12 protein-coding genes and 2 pseudogenes are annotated in these 17,988 nt (G+C 32.4%); 9 read left to right on the top strand and 5 right to left on the bottom strand.

What is annotated here, in order from left to right:
• The first annotated feature begins 146 nt into the window (after positions 1–146).
• From OTK01_RS00070 to OTK01_RS00085, 4 genes and pseudogenes are all read left to right on the top strand, one after another.
• On the top strand, positions 147–680 hold the full coding sequence (locus tag OTK01_RS00070) for an FtsX-like permease family protein (protein ID WP_029229239.1): 534 nt from the start codon (positions 147–149) through the stop codon (positions 678–680).
• A gap of 72 nt (positions 681–752) precedes the next feature.
• Positions 753–1,279 (top strand): annotated as a pseudogene (locus OTK01_RS00075) (ABC transporter ATP-binding protein).
• Between the two features lie 47 nt (positions 1,280–1,326).
• Positions 1,327–1,519 (top strand): annotated as a pseudogene (locus tag OTK01_RS13290) (beta-propeller domain-containing protein); the annotation flags it as partial.
• Positions 1,520–1,880: 361 nt separating this feature from the next.
• Entirely contained in the window at positions 1,881–3,101 is a 1,221-nt protein-coding gene (locus OTK01_RS00085) for an RCC1 domain-containing protein (RefSeq protein WP_029229240.1), read from the top strand.
• 541 nt (positions 3,102–3,642) lie between these two features.
• On the opposite strand, the gene OTK01_RS00090 is transcribed toward OTK01_RS00085, so the two are convergent.
• Entirely contained in the window at positions 3,643–5,073 is a 1,431-nt protein-coding gene (locus tag OTK01_RS00090) for a transposase (protein WP_269011623.1), read from the bottom strand.
• 408 nt (positions 5,074–5,481) lie between these two features.
• Here OTK01_RS00090 and OTK01_RS13295 point away from each other — a divergent pair, with 408 nt between their 5' ends.
• On the top strand, positions 5,482–5,628 hold the full coding sequence (locus OTK01_RS13295; protein ID WP_208595885.1) for a hypothetical protein: 147 nt from the start codon (positions 5,482–5,484) through the stop codon (positions 5,626–5,628).
• 741 nt (positions 5,629–6,369) lie between these two features.
• The gene (locus OTK01_RS00095; protein ID WP_029229067.1) at positions 6,370–6,915 is read left to right on the top strand and encodes a hypothetical protein; all 546 of its coding nucleotides are present in this window, start codon (positions 6,370–6,372) and stop codon (positions 6,913–6,915) included.
• 74 nt (positions 6,916–6,989) lie between these two features.
• Here the strand turns inward: OTK01_RS00095 and lexA are convergent, their stop codons facing one another.
• Entirely contained in the window at positions 6,990–9,449 is a 2,460-nt protein-coding gene (lexA, locus tag OTK01_RS00100; protein WP_029229066.1) for a transcriptional repressor LexA, read from the bottom strand.
• A 256-nt stretch (positions 9,450–9,705) separates the two neighbouring features.
• Between lexA and OTK01_RS00105 the strand changes: the two genes are divergently transcribed.
• Positions 9,706–10,368 carry a peroxiredoxin gene (locus tag OTK01_RS00105; protein ID WP_029229065.1) on the top strand — a complete coding sequence of 221 codons (663 nt, stop codon included), beginning with the start codon at positions 9,706–9,708 and terminating at the stop codon, positions 10,366–10,368.
• A 30-nt stretch (positions 10,369–10,398) separates the two neighbouring features.
• On the opposite strand, the gene OTK01_RS00110 is transcribed toward OTK01_RS00105, so the two are convergent.
• Both OTK01_RS00110 and OTK01_RS00115 read right to left on the bottom strand, forming a co-directional pair.
• On the bottom strand, positions 10,399–11,001 hold the full coding sequence (locus OTK01_RS00110; protein ID WP_029229064.1) for a class I SAM-dependent methyltransferase: 603 nt from the start codon (positions 10,999–11,001) through the stop codon (positions 10,399–10,401).
• Positions 10,985–13,657: a DEAD/DEAH box helicase family protein gene (locus OTK01_RS00115; RefSeq protein WP_029229063.1), complete on the bottom strand. Its 2,673-nt coding sequence runs from the start codon at positions 13,655–13,657 to the stop codon at positions 10,985–10,987. The genes OTK01_RS00110 and OTK01_RS00115 overlap by 17 nt, the downstream gene beginning before the upstream one ends.
• A gap of 246 nt (positions 13,658–13,903) precedes the next feature.
• Here OTK01_RS00115 and OTK01_RS00120 point away from each other — a divergent pair, with 246 nt between their 5' ends.
• Together OTK01_RS00120 and OTK01_RS00125 are read left to right on the top strand one after the other, a co-directional pair.
• The gene (locus tag OTK01_RS00120) at positions 13,904–14,482 is read left to right on the top strand and encodes a Uma2 family endonuclease (RefSeq protein WP_013433643.1); all 579 of its coding nucleotides are present in this window, start codon (positions 13,904–13,906) and stop codon (positions 14,480–14,482) included.
• Between the two features lie 160 nt (positions 14,483–14,642).
• Positions 14,643–15,839: an RNA-guided endonuclease InsQ/TnpB family protein gene (locus OTK01_RS00125; RefSeq protein WP_029229062.1), complete on the top strand. Its 1,197-nt coding sequence runs from the start codon at positions 14,643–14,645 to the stop codon at positions 15,837–15,839.
• A 431-nt stretch (positions 15,840–16,270) separates the two neighbouring features.
• Here the strand turns inward: OTK01_RS00125 and OTK01_RS00130 are convergent, their stop codons facing one another.
• Positions 16,271–17,794: a WG repeat-containing protein gene (locus OTK01_RS00130; protein ID WP_013433640.1), complete on the bottom strand. Its 1,524-nt coding sequence runs from the start codon at positions 17,792–17,794 to the stop codon at positions 16,271–16,273.
• Positions 17,795–17,988: the final 194 nt, after the last annotated feature.

The following is a 17,988-nucleotide window of genomic DNA, read 5'->3' on the forward strand; positions in this document are numbered from 1 at the left end:
GTAATTTAACATTAGTTTAATGATCATTTAACAAAAACATTGTTGACATTTTTAACATTGTATAATATAGTACGAGTATACAAATTAATTTAAATAATACAATTGTTTTTGAGGATGGGGGAAATACAAGACTAAAAAATATAGGTTTGAAAAAAGCCTTTTATGCTATTGGAAATATTGATAATATAACTAAAAAACTGGATGAATCGAATATAAAGTATGATGTAATAAGTAGAGATAGACTTATCGAGGAATATAAGAATGGAATTTTAAAAGAGACAGAAATGATTGAAACTTTTTTATATATTTATCTACCTATAAACATATTTATGATTATTAATATGTTTCTAATGTCTTTAGAAGAGAGAAGTAGATATAATAATTCATTCAAGTTGATAGGTATGAGAAAACTAAAGATAATTTTGATGAATACTTTTGAGGGGATATTTATAATAATTGTTGGCAGCATATTAGGATTAATATTTAGAACGATATTGTCTAATGAATTGCCGTCATTTATTGAAAGTTTATACGGAATAAGAATGCGCAACTTTATTCCGTGGACATTATTATTTGATATTGTTGTATGTGCTCAAGCTGTTTCTATCATTGCCACATTTATATTAAGTGTATTTTCAAATGATGAAGAGGGAACAAAACTAATAGGAAGAGAGGAATAATTGATGTAAATAAATATTAATAATGTAAGTTATTCATATGATAAGAAAAATTTCGTAATAAGGGATTTTAATTTGACAATTAATGAAGGAGAAACTATTGCAATAATAGGTACATCTGGCAGTGGGAAAATCACTCTATTAAACATTATTGGTGGAATAATAGAACCTAGCAAAGGAGAAGTTTTATATGATAATGTAAATATACATAAGTTGAATAAAAAAGATGCTGAGATTTGTAAATTATCAAAATTAGGGTACATATTTCAAAACTACAATCTGATACCACTTCAAAATGTGTTGGACAATGTATTGTTGTCTGCTGTTTTATTGAAGAAAAGTATCATTATAAGAAAGAAGCAATAAGATTGTTAAAAGAATTGAATTCAGAAAATAAGATAAAGAGCAATATATTGGAGTTATCTGGTGGTGAACAACAAAGAGTTGCAATTGCAAGGTCTTTGATTATAAAACCTTTGATTATATTAACTAATGAACCAACGGGCAATCTTGACAAAGATAATACAATTAATTTCATGAATATGCTGACATGGTTAGTAAATGAAATAAAAATCCAAATTATAATTTCCAGTTCCCTTTAAAAAAGTGTTGCATTTAATATTGCAATTTAGAATTTAAATGAAGAATTGTCTACAACATAGATTTGAAAAAAGGATTTGTTTTGAAGAGTAAGATTTCTAGTGAAATTGATGATGGATATTGTGAGAAAATAGACAGGCCTTTGTGTATTGGCGATGTGCTCTACTCTGTTTCAAACTCAATGATAAAAACAAGTTCTTTTTGAGAACTTAGAGGAGATAGCATGGTTAAGGTTGGATTGAAAGAGCAGATTATAAATATGCGAGAGTTCCCAGGAATTTTGAAAGCAATAAATTATAAAAGCAATAATATAAAGATTAAAGGAAACAAGCACAACAGGAAATCCTTGATTTAAGATATTTCAGGGTGTTGTTAATAAAAATTATCCTGCACTATCTTAATATAATTTAGCACAAATTGAAATTAACGTTTGCATTTCTATATATTGCATAATAAAGAAAAAAGTTTGTAATTAATTTATGAGTAAGGTAGAAGTTTGCAGAAAATATATCAATATTCATTTTGTCAAAATATTTAATAACATCCAACTTGGATGTTTCTACAAGAGGATGAAAATCTAACTTGCAGGGAGGTAAAGGAAGAATGAAAGTTGAAGAAAAGAAGATAGGTAGTGTTATTATGATTTTTGCGATATTATTGAGCGTTGTTCTTCCAGTTTTAGCGACTACATATCAAAGTAAAAATTATTCAAAAAGCACATTTTCAAATGAATTAAAGAACTGTGTAATTCAAATTGCTGCTGGAGAAAGTCATTCATTAGCACTTAAAAAGGATGGTAGTGTTTGGGCTTGGGGAAATAATTTTAGTGGTCAAGTGGGAAATGGTACTAATATAATTACTATTTTTATTCCTGAGCAAGTTAAAGGTTTAAAAGATGTTGTAGCAATTGCTGCTGGTGATAATTATTCATTAGCACTTAAAAAAGATGGCACTGTTTGGGCTTGGGGAAATAATAGCAGTGGTCAATTGGGAAATGGCACTACTAAAGATTCGAATATTCCTGTCCAAGTGAAAGGATTGAAAGATGTTATAGCAATTAGTGCTGGAGAGAATTATTCAATAGCTCTTAAAAAAGACGGTACTGTTTGGAATTGGGGAGAGAGTTGGTACGGTCAATTTGGGAATAGTACTACTGGGTATTCTACTGTGCCTGTCCAAATCAAAGGATTAAAAGATGTTGTAGCAATTGCTGCTGACTCAGATCATTCATTAGTTCTTAAGAAGGATGGTACTGTTTGGGCTTGGGGAAATAATAGCAGTGGTCAATTGGGAAATGGTAATAGCACTATTGAATATTCTACTATTCCTGTAAAGGTTAAGGGATTAAAGGATGTTATAGCAATTGCTATTGGAGGTTGCTATTCCTTGGCCCTTAAGAGAGATGGTACTGTTTGGGCTTGGGGAGATAATAGCAGTGGTCAATTGGGAAATGGCACTACTGTAAATTCCCCTGTTCCTGTCCAAGTCAGAGGATTAAAAGATGTCGTAGCAATTGCTGCTGGAGACTTTCATTCCTTAGCGCTTAAGAGAGATGGCACTGTTTGGGCTTGGGGAGATAATTCTTGGGGTCAGTTAGGGAATGGCACTGGTGGTTGTGATAAATATTCCACTATTCCCGTACGAGTTAAAGGATTAAAAGATGTCGTAGCAATTGCTGCTGGTGGAAATTTCTATTCGTTAGCTCTTAAGAGAGATGGTACTGTTTGGGCTTGGGGGAATAATGAGCACCATCAATTGGGGAATGGTAATGGTGGTTATAATAAATATTCCACTAGCCCTGAACAAGTCAAGGGTTTAAAATAGATGCTATGTTAACTAATGTTGTGAAGCTTCATTTTAAACAAAAAATAATATAAAGGTATTCGATATAGAAGAAAGTGACGTCTACATACAAAATTTTAAAGGTAGCAAAGTGCAAAGATGCTATTTTGTTATAATAACTTATTGAGAATACCATAATTTATAATTAATGTAAAAATAATGTGAATGTTTTTAGCTTCTAATACCAGTTTTTTCATCCAACCTAGGTTTAATAAAAAGCGTAAACTTCAGCAAAAAGCTTTAAATTATTACGCATTTCTAGCTGTTTGCAAAATAGGTGGTGATTGAAGGTAAGAGATGCCAGTATAAACAGGAAATACAATCGAGATGTAAAAAGAAGAGTAGAATTGCAACTAAATATTATCAATATAATCAAAATATTCAATAATAATTGTATGCCAAAAATTTACAACCTCAAAAAAGACAATAGTATCCTAAACCTTCTAAACTCTAAGTTTAGAAGGTTAAGAAAAACAAAATCATAAATTTTTTAAAAGTTAATAATTCAATAAAAATTGTGAGTTTAAGCGATAAGTTTTTTAAGTTTGTTCAGTTTTTTAATAGTCAATTTAGAACAATAAAGCTTAATATTGTGAGCGAGAATAAATAAAAGCGAAAAAGTAATGGCAGAGAGCAAGAAATCAGAGAAAATAGAAATATGGTCATAAGTGCAGATGGTATCAGAACCCATGTAGGATTTTAGGTGGTAAATAGTCTGCTCCACGGTAACACGTTTATTGTAGAGGTCTAAAAACTCTTGAGAATTTCTGTTTATACCTGGGAAAGACCGAAAATCGTCAGGGTAAGTGTAGAACATTCTACCTGATTTGGAGGTAGTACAAGGCTGAGGGCAAGAGCAGGTACGTTTGCCATTTTTGTAAGAAGACATAGGACAAGTCCATTTAAAACGCACAGAACGATTTTTACCCTGACATTTGCCTTCAGGTTTAAAAGGTTTATCGACCTTTTTGCAGATAGGGACACCATCTTCAGAAATAACGATGTTGGGGTCTGAAGTAGGTGTAGTATTTTTAGAGGCTCTTGTATTTAGAGGAATAACGATTTTGGAGAAGTTGAAGGTGTTTTTTAAAGTGGAGTAGATGTTATGTGAATCCAAGGCGCTGTCAGCAATGAAAGTGGAGAAATTTTTGGGAATATAAGAGAATAAAGTTTCGAGCGAAGGAATTAAAGCTTTAGAGTCGCAGATACTTTTATGTTCTATAGGATCAGAAGAAGTAGAATCAGAGTCAAACAGAGGTAATAAAGCTAAGGGTATACCAAGAGCATTTGTAATGACAGCAAATTTTAAAGCCCAGCAGAAATGGCCATTTACAAACATAACGCGGATATTAGAATTAGCATTAGCAGTTTTAGGCAAGGAAGAATAGACAATAGAATAGATTTTATCAGAGGACAGCTCAGGGTTAGCTTTTGAGGTATTTTTCTGCAGTAGATGAATGAATTTAGGGTTGTTTTCACGAACCTTTGGGACAATACCGGTTGTATCGAAGATTAAGATTGAAGCAAGTTCAGGGCATTGTTGGATAGAGATATTGTGTGCATGGATAGAGATGCTTTGGAAAAGTTTAAGTATTTCGCTGTTAAAGACTTTTCTGAAACGTGAGAAAGTAGAAATAGAAGGAACATTGCCATTTAGGTTACAGAAAGAACGAAGTTCATAGGAGTTAAGGAGAACAGCCCGAAGCTGAGTAAGGGTATTGAGTTTGAGTAATTTTTGGACAAAGAAGCACAGGAGCATAGATTCTAATGAGAAGCATCTATGCTTGCCAAAGTGTTTATAGTAAGCATTGTAGAAAGAAGAAGGTATGTAGTTTGATAAGTTGATGAATTTATTGAACAAGCCTAAAAGGCTTTCAGGCTTATAGAGAGCCGAAGCCTTTAGGTGGGAGAATAGATCTAGGAAAGAAAGTTGTTTAGGTTTGGTGTTGAACATTTGTCCCCTCCTCATAGTAGAAAATTTGTTTTATATAATCATATTTTACTAGAACTATGAGGAGGGTGACCAGACTTTTTTGAATCTTTCTAAAGCTTGATAACGCTCATATTGAGCGTTTCTGCAAAAGGCTATTATTACGCATTTCAAAAGGGAGGTTTTTGGTTGTTGCATGCTGAAACTTAAGAATTTTCAATATCTCCTGACACAGCGACAGTGTAAAATTTCTTTAGGAGAGTGACTAAAAATCCTTTAATGAAAACTTTCATTTTCAAACATAGTATATTAATAATAAAATTTACAGATAATTTTTGACTAAAGCAGTAGTTTGTAGGGAATAAGCCTGTATGCCTTTTATCAAAATATCTGACGACTATTCCAGTCCAAGTCAAAGAAATAAAAGATGTTTTGGCGATTTCAGCCGGAAGCTATCATTCCTTAGTACTAAAGAAAGGCGACACAGTATGGGCTTGGGGAGCAAATGCCACAGGTCAATTGGGCAATGGTGGAGAGGGTGTCTATTCATCTATTCCCGTTCAGGTAATTATTAAATAGTGTGATAGAATACAAGAGCTGTTCAGAAGAGTAAGTGGACAGATCTAATTTTTTGTGATATTTTCTTCTTCTTCGTATTTTTCTTTCTTATTTTGCAGCGTTTGCAGCAATGGCAGAAGATAAATATTTAAGCAAAGGGATATGTGCGGACTATGGTTTTTAAAAGACCAGCTAATTAAAGTCAAGAGTTTTTAAGAAAATTTTGATAACATTTTATGGTAGAAAATTCTTTTAAAAGGGCATAAGAAGGTAAGCCATCCATTAGAGGTTGACATAACATATGGAGGCTGAGCATATATTATGGTTAACCAATGTTTCATTAATAAAACAATTATTTATACGCAATAAACAGCAGTCTTGTTAAAACATTTTTGAATATGTTCTTCAGGAGTTCTAAGTTCAAAAGGCTTTTTATCACGCATAACAGCAAAGATAATGCATATAAGCTTTCTAGTCAGCGCTTAAGGTATCGTTTGGAGTAGGGTAGTTTTCAAGTATAGCCAAAGATGTTTTGGAGAAAATGTCAAGGAAGTATTTTAATGTTATTTTAATGATGAGACTCAAAATCTTATGTTAACCGAATCTTTGGTTGTTATTTTATTAGAATTTTTATTGATGTGTCTTACGAAAATAATTATACAAGGAAAGAATGAGTAGATATGAAAGTTATTGATACAAGTAATTTTTTATGATATCGTTTTAAAGAGTTATCCAATTGAATAAGCAGGGGTGCAGATTTCGATGGAATATGATAGAGAAAAGTTAATAAAAGCAAAAAGTATTATAGAAAAGATAGCAAATGGCATAAATCCTATAAGTGGCGAAAGTATTAAAGAAGATAGCTTTATGCAGGACCCAAGGTTGATAAGGTGCTTTTTTTATATTGCTGATGTATTAGATGCTGTTATAAAAAATGGATTTAACGGCGTGAGTGCAAAACCAACACAATTTGTTATTACACCTGAACAGAAAAAGAGGATTAAACTTCCTGATTATAATATTGGCGTGAATGAATTTGCAAAGTGTGTTAACAATGTTATAGACCCCAGTGTTAGTAAGAGATTAACAGGTGCAGACATAAACAGACAACTCAAAAAAATGGGAATTTTGAGCGAAATAAAGTTGCCAGATGGAAAAACAAAAACTGTTATGAACGAAAATTCACAAAAGTATGGTATAGAAGTTGAAAAGAGAACTTACAAGGATATTGAGTATGAGGTTATTGTGTTTAACGAAAAAGGTAAGAAGTTTTTGTTAGAGAATTTAGAAAAGATAATGTCTTACTAAGTGAATATAAAGAAGAAAAAGGTGGGATGCTTTTCTTGCAGCTCCCACCTTTTGTTTTTAAAAAATTGATGTTATCATCTTTTTTTCCTCATCACACCGACAACTTTTCCAACTATACGAAGTTCCCCTTCTTTGATGTTTATTGGCTCATATTTGCTGTTTTCGGGAATGAGCAGGACTGTGCTTCCCATTTTGCAAAATCTTTTCACAGTTATTTCACCGTCAAGCCATGCAATAACAATATCTCTGTTTTCCGCAGTATTGCATTTTTGAACAATTGCAATGTCTCCATCTTTTATATTTGCTTCCACCATACTATCGCCCTTAACTTTAATAGCAAAATATCTTTCAGGGTCAGAGATAATAGAAGTCGGCAGGGCAACCTTACCAATTGCCTCATCAGATGTTTCAACGGGTGTTCCTGCTGCAACCTTTTCATACAGGTTAATTTTGAGAACATCTTCTGATTTTATCTCTATGAGATGTCCATCTTGAACTAAGTCAATATGTCCTGTGTCTACCAATTTTCTGAGTCTGTAAGTTTTTGACCTTCTGAAATCTACAACCTCATATTCTTCAATTTGAGAAGGAAGCATACTTATATCAAAGTGAGGAAAATCGTCAACAATTTCAAATCTGCTGTCAAATATTAAAATGCTGTTTCCATCTGTTACAACTCCAAAAGAACATCTTGGAACCACATTCAAATAACTTTTCAGCTGCTCTGCCCCCTGACCTATTCCAGAAAGATATGGTTTTACCTCAAAAATGATAAATGGTACCTTTTCTTTATTTGAATCATACCTGAACACAACAACATCCACAAATGCAGGTTTTGAAAATACGTTTATCCTGTACTCAACATCAATCAACTCTTCAGGGTATTTATAAGTTTCAATAAGTTCATTTATAAGCCACTGGCGAACCTCTTCTTCTTTGCAGTAAATATCCCTGATTTTGTTTATGTATCTGTAATCATCAATCCTCAGCTTGTAAAAACTGCGAAGATTGCATTTAGAATCAATTCGAAGAAGTTTTGTATTAAGCTCGCTCAAAAATTTTGATGGTTTTCTTGAGCAGCACAAATACAGCCTTTCGTTTGCTCTTGTCATACCAACGTAAAAGAGCTTTTTGTCAGTTGTCTCTTGCAGCTTTGCAACCTCATTGTCTTCGCATGATGAGTATGGGATGATGTTGCTATTAAGTCCAATGATAAAAACCACTTTGAATTCCAAACCTTTTATAGAGTGCATGGTGATAAGCCTTATACCCTCTTCTTCAAAGTTTTCACCCGAATCTGAGTTTAAAAATATGGCTTTCAGCCCTTTTGAAGAGACATAATTGTAAAAAGACTCCAAATATTTTCTATTTTTACAAATCACTGCAATATCTTTTAGTTGAAATTCAAATGCTAAGTTGTTCACAATTTCATTGTATACAAATTCTGCTTCTTGTTCTTCGGTTTGGAAAATCTTTAGTACAGGCAGAGGTCCTTGCTTGTCTATTAAAGCAGGTTTTACAAAATTCTCATCTTCTATTATTTCTGGTGTTTTTTCTATTAAACTATATGCAAGATTTGCAATCTGGACAGTTGTCCTGTAGTTTTTAGACAGCGTATAGCTTTTTCCTGTCATGTCAAATCCAATGCTTGCAAACGACCTTCCCCTGACAAGCCATGAGTGTGTGTAAATGCTCTGGGCTGTGTCTGCAATAAACATTATGCTGGAATAGCTTTTTTCGGAGTTATAAAGAAGCTTTAAAATTTCTAATTGAACTTTTGTGAGGTCTTGACTTTCATCTATTATAATGTGCGTATATTTTGTAATCTTGTGTTCATTTGCTTTCAAATAATCCAGTACAATCAAAGCCATGTCTTTAAAATCGACAAGTCCATTTTCTTTTAAAAGCGAGGTATAAAGCTGCATAAGTTCAAATATAGCTTTTCTTGTTTCTGAATTCTTTGCTATCTTCTGAGGTATGTCTTTCTGATTTTGAACTGTTCTACCTATCCTATCAGTGCTCTGATATTCCTCTAATTCTCTTATATTACATGATTTTATCCACTCAATCTCATCTAAAAGAAAATTGGCAAAAGAAAGGTCTATATATTGAACCTTTGGGTATTTTTCTTTGATCTTAACAATTGCCTGATTGAGAAAATTATATTTTGTAGCCTTGTTGTTGACAATCTCAAGTTTTTCGCCAGAATATTCTTTGTATTCCTGGAAAAATCCATAGATTATGCTGTCAATTGAAGCTATCTTAACCTTATCCTTGTTGTCATTTACCAGAGCATCAAATGAAATATATGCATCTTCCAACTTGTTATAGAGGTATTTCAAATAATTTACCAGAGTTTTGTTAAAAGTTACCATTAGAATTTTGTCATCGGGCGCAAAGCAATATTCATTTAGAAGATAAACTACTCTGTATATTGCAACTGTTGTTTTTCCAGAACCTGCAACACCTTTTACCAGCATATGCCCATTTGGTTTTGCCTGAGACAGTTTCTTCTGCTCAATGTTCAAATTCACCAAGATTACCCCCACACAAAAACAAACGTTTTTTATTTTTGATATTATTATAAACCAATTTTGTATTCTTTGCAAACAAAATCCATAGCAAGAAAGGAATATTGCAAATGAGAGGAGAAAAAATCATTTCAATTTTGCAATTTATACAAATTTGAAGAGAATAAAAAATAAAAATTCGTTTATTAATTTGTGTTTATAAGTCTTTTCACGATGGTATTAATAAATTGGACAAAAAAGTTTTAAAGGAGTGGTTATAATGGAAAATACAAACAGAATCCCGCTGCTTGGAGAGAAGTTTCCGAGCATGACGGTAAAAACAACTCATGGTGTGAAAAAGCTTCCTGATGACTATGCAGGAAAATGGTTTGTGCTCTTTTCGCATCCAGGCGACTTCACACCAGTTTGCACAACAGAGTTTGTAGCCTTTGCAAAAAAGGCTCAAGAATTCAAGAAACTAAATAGCGAGCTGATTGGCCTTTCGGTTGACCAAGTTTTTGCTCACATAAAGTGGATTGAGTGGATAGAAGAAAAGCTTGGTGTAAAAATTCCGTTCCCTGTCATTGCAGATGAGCTTGGGAAAGTGGCAACCACTTTGGGAATGCTTCATGAGGCAAAAGGGACAAACACCGTCAGAGCTGTTTTCATAGTAGATGACAAAGGAATTTTAAGGCTTATGATGTACTATCCTCAAGAGGTTGGAAGAAACATTGACGAGATACTAAGAGCGCTAAAAGCATTGCAGACATCAGACCAAAACGGTGTTGCATTGCCAGAGAACTGGCCAAACAACGGGTTGATTGGCGACAAGGTAATAATTCCACCTGCTGCAACAGAAGACTTAGCAAAAGAAAGACTTCAAAAAGCTAAAGATGGCGAGATTGAATGTTTTGACTGGTGGTTTTGTTATAAGAAGCTGTGAGGATAAAAAATACAATTTGGAAGACCGCGTTTAGACGTGAGCGGTCTTCTTTTTTACAATCACATTTAACCACTTTTCATTTTCTTTGCCTTTTCGAACATCGTTTGTTATCAAAATTTCCAATATATCAAAGTATCCAAGTTTTTTTATTAATTCAGAAAAAGACTTTTCATCATAATAGTTAAAGAACCTGCCATCATCTCTATATTCCTCTTTATCTCCATATTTAAATGATGAATACAAAACACCATTTGGTTTTAGAGCACGGTAGATTTTATATAATATACTACTGATTTCATCTCTTCTGACATGTAACAAAGAGGCACAAGCCCAAATGCCGTCAAATTCTTCTTTAAAATCAATTTCTTGAAATGTCATATGCAGAGTTTTTTTTCCTGTATATTCACTTGATAATTTCACCATTTCAATTGAACCGTCTACTGCCACAACATCATAACCTTTTCCCAGAAAATATTTTGTGTCTCTTCCAGAACCGCAACCCAAATCAAGAATTTTACCACCCTCAGGGATGTATTTTAAAAATAGCTTGTATAAATTTTCCATGTTTGCATCCTTTGTATTCATGAAAAAATCAATGGCATTATCATCATAGTACTTAATCGTCTGATCCATTTTCTATTCTCTCCTTGTAATAACGTTTTACTCTATACTCAATAACATCTTTGAAATGCCGAATAAAATCTTGGTTTTTGATAAATGATTCAAGGTCTTTGGAAAGATACAAAAATTCGCCATCTCTTTTGAGAAATTTTGAAAATTCATTATCGTTTAATAGAGCTTCTTCTGGATTTTTTCTTGAAAGATCCAGCCAATCCTCTTTTGTCCACTCTTTGTATCCCTGTGTACTTTTGTGCCTTGCCAAGTCAACTGCGTTTGAAGGATTAGAATAAAATTCTTTAAAGCTTCTATAGATATCATCAGGTGTTGCAACAAGCTTTATTTCTCCATTGTTATAAAATGCAAGAAGCAAAGGCATTTTATAGCTTTTTGTCATACGAGTATTTTCAATACATCTAATAAATTCATGTGCGACGGTAGCGTACAAGGCTTTTTCGCTTTCAGTAAGTTCATTGTTTTTGTAGAGAAAAGAAATATAATCTTTGAGTATGTTGATGTTTGGGTCGCTATATCTCTTCATATTATCATATATAGCATTATCTACATACTTGAAAAAGACTTGACGCATTGGTCTGTATCCCAAAAAATTCTTTATCCTTAAATATTCTTCGTATATTAACTCTTCGATTCTTTTTACAGCTTCAGCTTGTTTTCTAAAAATATCAATTATTCTAAAATCAAAGTCCACTATACAATCATCAGGAAAATCAAATTCATCATGAACAAACCGTGTCTTTTTAATCTTTTCGATGTCATATCTTTTGCCGCTCAATAAAAATGGTATTAAGTTTGCCTTTTTATAGTTTCCTATAAAGTCCAATACAGTTAGATAGTATTTATCTTTGGCTTTTCTCAAACCTCTTCCAAGTTGCTGCAAAAATACTGTAGGCGATTCGGTTGGCCTTAAAAACATTACCATATCAATTTCTGGGATGTCTACTCCTTCGTTGAACATATCAACTGTGAAGATAACATTGATTTCGCCTTTTCCAAGTTTTTCTATTGCTTGACTTCTGTCAACTGCATTTTTGCCCTGTTCGCCACTGTAAACGGCACATGATTTTACACCATTTTGGTTAAAATACTCAGCCATAAATTCAGCGTGATTGCGTGAAGAACAAAACGCAAGAGTTCTTTTTTTGTTAAATTTTAGATAGTTTTTAAGTATTAAATCAGCTCTTTTGTGAATCATCAATACTCTCTCAAGTTCATCTTCCTTATATTTTCCATTAATTATTGGAATATTCGAAAAATCAGTTTCATCGTAAATACCATAATAGTGAAATGGAACAAGAAAACCCTTATTTATAGCATCTTTCAGCCTCAGTTCATAAACGACATTGTAATCGCAGAGTTCAAAAACATCTTTGTTATCTAATCTTTCGGGTGTAGCGGTAAGTCCCAGTAAGAATTTGGGCTTAAAATAACTGATGATATTTGAATAGCTTTTTGCAACAGCATGATGAAATTCATCTATGACAATATAATCAAAGTAATCAGGTGGGAAATAACTTTCATTGAGATATTCTTCTTTTCCCAAGGTTTGAACAGAAGCAAATATTATATCTTTGTTTGTATCCTTAATTTCAGCATTAAAAAATCCCATACTGCTATTTGGCCGGACTTTTTCAAAAGTTTTTTTGGCTTGATTTAATATCTCTTCTCTGTGAGCGACAAAAAGAACCTTTTGAAATTCCATTGAGTCAAATGCTGCCAGAAAAGTCTTTCCCACACCTGTTGCCAGCACAACCAAACCTTTGTTAAAACCTTCCTCTCTGCTTTTTTTAAGCTCATACAATGCCTCAATTTGAGCGTCCCTGGGATAATAGAATTGAATAACTTTTCCTTTATTTTCTTTTGACTTTATAAGACTTTGCACAGAGTATTCTGCAACCTCTTGAGCTACTTTTAATGAGTCAGAAAGAATATTTTGGTCTTTTTCTTCATGTTCTAAGTTATCATCATCTCCCTCAGTTAATATTTCTTTTTCAAGTTGGATTTTTGGTTTTTTCCATTTGCGGCTGTATTCTTTTAATGCTTTGTCAGTTATCTCTATACTTTGGTTATGAAAAATATTCAGAAATTCGTTTTTGAAAAAGAGAAAATCATCATAATTGGTCTTTTTTTCTATTTTGTAATTCCATTCTATTCCGCCGCAGAGTGCTTGCTCTGAGATATTGGAGGAGCCAATAAAAACCTCTCCGTCGTCATTTTCATACTCAAATATGTATGCCTTGGGATGAAAAGATTTTTCCTCAAATTTATAAAATCTCAAATCAACATAATTTCCCAGTGCTTGTCTTATGAGATAAAGTGCAGAGGGTTGAGTTATATTAAGGTACCTTCCAGTTACAATCCTTATTTTTGATCCTCTTTTTTTGGCTTCTATCAAATCTTCTATGATTAACCTCACACCGGATTCCAATAGAAAAGAAACAATAAAGTTTATTTCAACTGCTCTTTTGATAGCCCTTCTGAGCTCTGTTAAAAAGTCTTCATTGTCACCAGTAAAGCATTTAACATTTTGTAGCCCTGCTTGCTGAATCAGCGCTTTGTATCTCTGTTCAATCTTTCTATAAACATCTTTTATTTCATGCAATTCTATTTGATTGAGGTACTCTTCTATCTTGTGCACCTTTTCAAACCCCATGATGTTCATTCCTCTTAAATTAGATTTCAAAATATCCAAATTACTTATTAAAATTATATTACTTTTCCTTAAATTGGTCAATGAAAGAAGTAGAGTATTTTAAAACTACATGGAATCAAATTAGATGGCAACATAAACAATAAAATTTTAAACCATAATCTAACCTCCTCTTGGTAAAAAGAAAAGGATGATGTAAAATAATTAGTGATAAAATAAAAAGAAAAACAACTCTAAGGAGTGTTGTTTATGCCTTTACCGAAAAAAGAAGAGTTTTATACTTATGAAGATTATTTAAACTGGCCAAATGATCAGAGAATAGAATTAATTGATGGTAAAGTTTATTTAATGGCTCCTCCATCGACAATTCATCAAAGAATATTAAGAGAAATATTTATAAACTTTGCTATGTATCTTAAAGGCAAGCAATGCGAAGTATTTAGTGCACCTTTTGGAGTAAGATTCCCTTCAGCAAATGAAAAAAGTAATAAAGAAATAAAAACTGTTGTAGAACCTGATATTGTAGTGGTGTGCGATAAATCAAAAATAGACAATGAAGGATGCAAAGGAGCTCCTGATTTAATCGTTGAAATTACATCACCTTCAACTGCAAGCAAAGATAAAATAGAGAAATTTAATTTATATGAAAAATATGGAGTGAAAGAATATTGGATAGTAGAACCTGAAAATAGAATTGTAAGTGTATTTACTTTACAGGAAAATGGTCGATATGGTAGACCTGATGTGTACACTGTAGGTAATAAAATCAAAGTTTCTATCTTTGAAGATTTAGTAATAGATTTAAAAGAGATATTTGAGGAGAATTAATGTTATAATGAATACATAACAACATATATGGTGACAAAAAATAATAAATTGTTTAAACATATTAAAGTTTTTAATAAAATATGTTTCCATTGTTTTGTGGATTATTCTATAATATTTATGGGTGATACAAATATGAAAGCAAAATTATGAAACGGGGTGTTTGAAGATAATAGTCAAGAGAGTGGAGAGAATACAAATAAATAGAAATCATGAATTGTGGAATTATTGTGATGAAACATGCTTTGCAGCAAAAAACTTATATAATTATGCTAACTACATTGTAAGACAGGAATTTATAAATAATGGCAGGTGGATAAGGTACAGAGAACTTGACAAAGTGTTAAAAGAACATGAGACTTATATGAACTTGCCTGCCCAAACATCACAGCAAATCCTAAGACTTCTTGAAAGAAATTGGAAAGCATTTTTTAGTGCTATAGAAGAATGGAATAAAGATAAAAGTAAATTCTTAGGTAGACCTAAACTGCCCAAGTATAAGAAAAAAGATGGCAAAGCTATAGCTATATTCACAAATCAACAGTGTAAAATTAAAGATGGGCATTTAAGTTTTCCAAAAACAGATTTAAAGCTAAAAACAAGAATAGAAGGCAAATTAAAAGAAGTTAGGATAATTCCAAAAGGAAGTGTTTATGTTGTTGAAATAGTTTATGAAAAAGAGATAGCTGAAACAAAGAAACCTTCAAAGAGGATAGCAGGTATAGACTTGGGACTTAATAACTTTGTAACTTTGGTAAATAACATAGGCATAAAGCCTATTGTTATTAATGGCAAAGTTATTAAGTCAATAAACCAGTATTACAACAAGAGGAAAGCAGAATTGATGAATTATGTAGGCAATAAAGGAAATAGCAGAAGGATAGAGAAGTTGACTTTAAAGAGAAACAACAAGATTAAGGATTACATGCACAAGGCAAGTCGTTTTATAGTCAGCTGGTGTAAAGAATACGAAATAGACACCCTTGTAGTTGGTTATAATCCAAACTGGAAGCAGGAAATAGAGTTAGGCAAAGTAAACAATCAAAATTTTGTGAATATTCCTTATTATCAGTTCATAGGAATGCTCAAGTACAAATGCGAAGAAGAAGGAATAAATTTCATAGTTGTAGAAGAGAGTTACACCAGTGGTTGCAGTTTTTTAGATGGAGAGGAAGTGGGCAAAGAAAACTATGACCCAAGCCGCAGGATAAGAAGAGGGCTATTTAGAAGCAACAAAGGGATATTAATAAATGCTGATGTGAACAGCGGATATAATATTATAAGGAAAGTATTCCCCGAAGCATTTGCGGAGGGGATAGAGGGTGTGGGGTTACACCCAGTTAGGCTGAGTATAGCCTAACAAAGAATAGTGTTTAATAAAAATTTGAATAGTTTTTAATACTTTAAACACTATTCATAACCTTGGGCTAATTATTATTGCACTTATGTTATTATTAAAACATTTTTCTGTCCAATTTCCAGATTTTATTGAAGGATTAGGTTATGGAATTGGTGTTGGGTTAGAATTATTTGGTATTTATCTTATGTTCCGTGACACTTCTAAATTTAGAAATTACAAAATGAAGCTTGTTAAAAAGTAATTAACATTGGCAGAAAAAGCCTATGAAAGATCATGGGCTTTTTAGTTTTTTGGCAAATATTTTTGTCTGTTGTTCATTTAAATACAGCAGAGTAAGAAACCATCGAAGCCATAGTCAAGAAGCAGTTTAACAACCCTCACACCTTAAATATAAAATAAAACTATCACATAAAAACCAAGAGGGCAAGGAATTATTTTCCTTGCCCTCTTAAAACAAGTCCAACCTTTTTTGATTTTTTATCAATCACAACATATCCAAATTTAGGGAAGTTAAATGTATATTTATAAAGCTCATAAGATCCGGAGTTTATTACGGAGTCTGGAGTATATCTAAACCTGTATGTTTCACTGTCCACAAAAGAATATTGAGAATTCTTAGCTGAAAACTTTACCACAAAACTGCCTTTTGTATCTATAAGCCCTATATAATCGTTTGTTGCAACAGCAGCCATTTGAGCAAAAAATGCGCCTGCAGAAGTATATTGAGGTTTTATAACAAGCTTTCCAGAAGAATTTATATATCCCCACAAGCCTGACTTTTTTACCGCTGCATATCCTTCAGAGAAGTTTTCTGCTTTGTCAAACTGGGGTTTTATTACTATTTTAAAGTTTTTATCCATAAATCCCCACTTTCCATTTTGTTTAAAAGCTATAAATCCTTCACTGAATTCTTTTATATCATCAAATTGGGGTTTAACTACATAATTGCCATTTATATCAACAATTCCCCACTTTTTATTTTTACAAACTGCCATTAATTTATTCACTTTTACGTATTTCACATTTTCGTACGCTTCTTTGCTTTTTGTTCTTGTAACACCTTTGTTAGTATACTTTTCAAACACAAGGTAGTATTTGTTATTTACAATTTCGCATAAAATATAACTTGATGATGTTTTTTCTATTTCATTTTTGGTCGAAGATGGTGCAGATTTTGATTCATTTGCTAACATATCCTGCAGAGCTTCTGTGAACTTGCTGTCTGATAAAGCTTCTTCAAAAGAATTGTACTTCAAATCCACAAATACATTTCCATTTGTATCAACAGCACCACACTTTCCATCTTTTGAGACAAGAATATATTCCAAATAAGAATTTGGCCAAGTGCCATCTTTCAAATCAAGCGCATAAAGACAATATTCATTGCTGCTTTCATTTGGCAAAGTGCATTTTACATGAGGATTAGGATATTTTGCGTTTGAGTTGTAGGAAAACACAACAACAAAATACATTTTGTCAAACTGAGGGCTGACATAGGCTTTTTTATCCAGATTTAAAAAACCGTATTTACTATCTTTTTTGCATACATAAACATCTAACCAGGGATTTAAAACTTCAAAGGAATCTAACTCTGGTTTTACAAGAATTTTAGCGTTATTGTCCAAAAAACCTACTTTTCCATTTTGCCATACAATAAAAATGTCTTTGTAAAACTTATCCTCAATCCCCATTATTGCAGGACCATCGTAAACTATAGGTTCTATTTTATCAAACTGAGGGTTTAAAAGAACATTGCCAGATGAGCTAAGAATTCCCCATTTTCCTCCTTGGAGATAAGAAATCCAGCCGTTTGGCCAGAACATAACATTTTCAAACTGTGGCTTTATATACACAAACTTTTGAGAAGAGGCTTGCTGAGAGTATGCAAAAGTCAAAGGGTTAATTATCCAAACAACTGCCAGCAGGAAACAAACTAACATTTTAATTTTTTTCACCAAAATCTCCTCCCATTTTACAATTTTTCTTGGCAAGCTTTTCACAGCAAATATTCAACTTCAGTTATATCACAGATATTAAAGCAAAAAAATGGCTACAAAGATATTATAAGCATTTTTTCAAATACATTCAACATAAAAGCAAAAATACATAGTTAATTTTTAGCATGATATTTAGTACAATAAATTTATGG

It is taken from the genome of Caldicellulosiruptor acetigenus (assembly GCF_026914305.1).
GTDB lineage: Bacteria > Bacillota > Thermoanaerobacteria > Caldicellulosiruptorales > Caldicellulosiruptoraceae > Caldicellulosiruptor > Caldicellulosiruptor acetigenus.

Excerpts from the sequence above, each read along its gene's own strand:
- OTK01_RS00110 (WP_029229064.1), bottom strand. The coding sequence starts at position 11,001 with ATGGATCAGACGATTAAGTACTATGATGATAATGCCATTGATTTTTTC.
- OTK01_RS00095 (WP_029229067.1), top strand. The coding sequence starts at position 6,370 with ATGGAATATGATAGAGAAAAGTTAATAAAAGCAAAAAGTATTATAGAA.
- OTK01_RS00105 (WP_029229065.1), top strand. The coding sequence starts at position 9,706 with ATGGAAAATACAAACAGAATCCCGCTGCTTGGAGAGAAGTTTCCGAGC.
- OTK01_RS00115 (WP_029229063.1), bottom strand. The coding sequence starts at position 13,657 with ATGGGGTTTGAAAAGGTGCACAAGATAGAAGAGTACCTCAATCAAATA.
- OTK01_RS00090 (WP_269011623.1), bottom strand. The coding sequence starts at position 5,073 with ATGTTCAACACCAAACCTAAACAACTTTCTTTCCTAGATCTATTCTCC.
- OTK01_RS00120 (WP_013433643.1), top strand. The coding sequence starts at position 13,904 with ATGCCTTTACCGAAAAAAGAAGAGTTTTATACTTATGAAGATTATTTA.
- OTK01_RS00085 (WP_029229240.1), top strand. The coding sequence starts at position 1,881 with ATGAAAGTTGAAGAAAAGAAGATAGGTAGTGTTATTATGATTTTTGCG.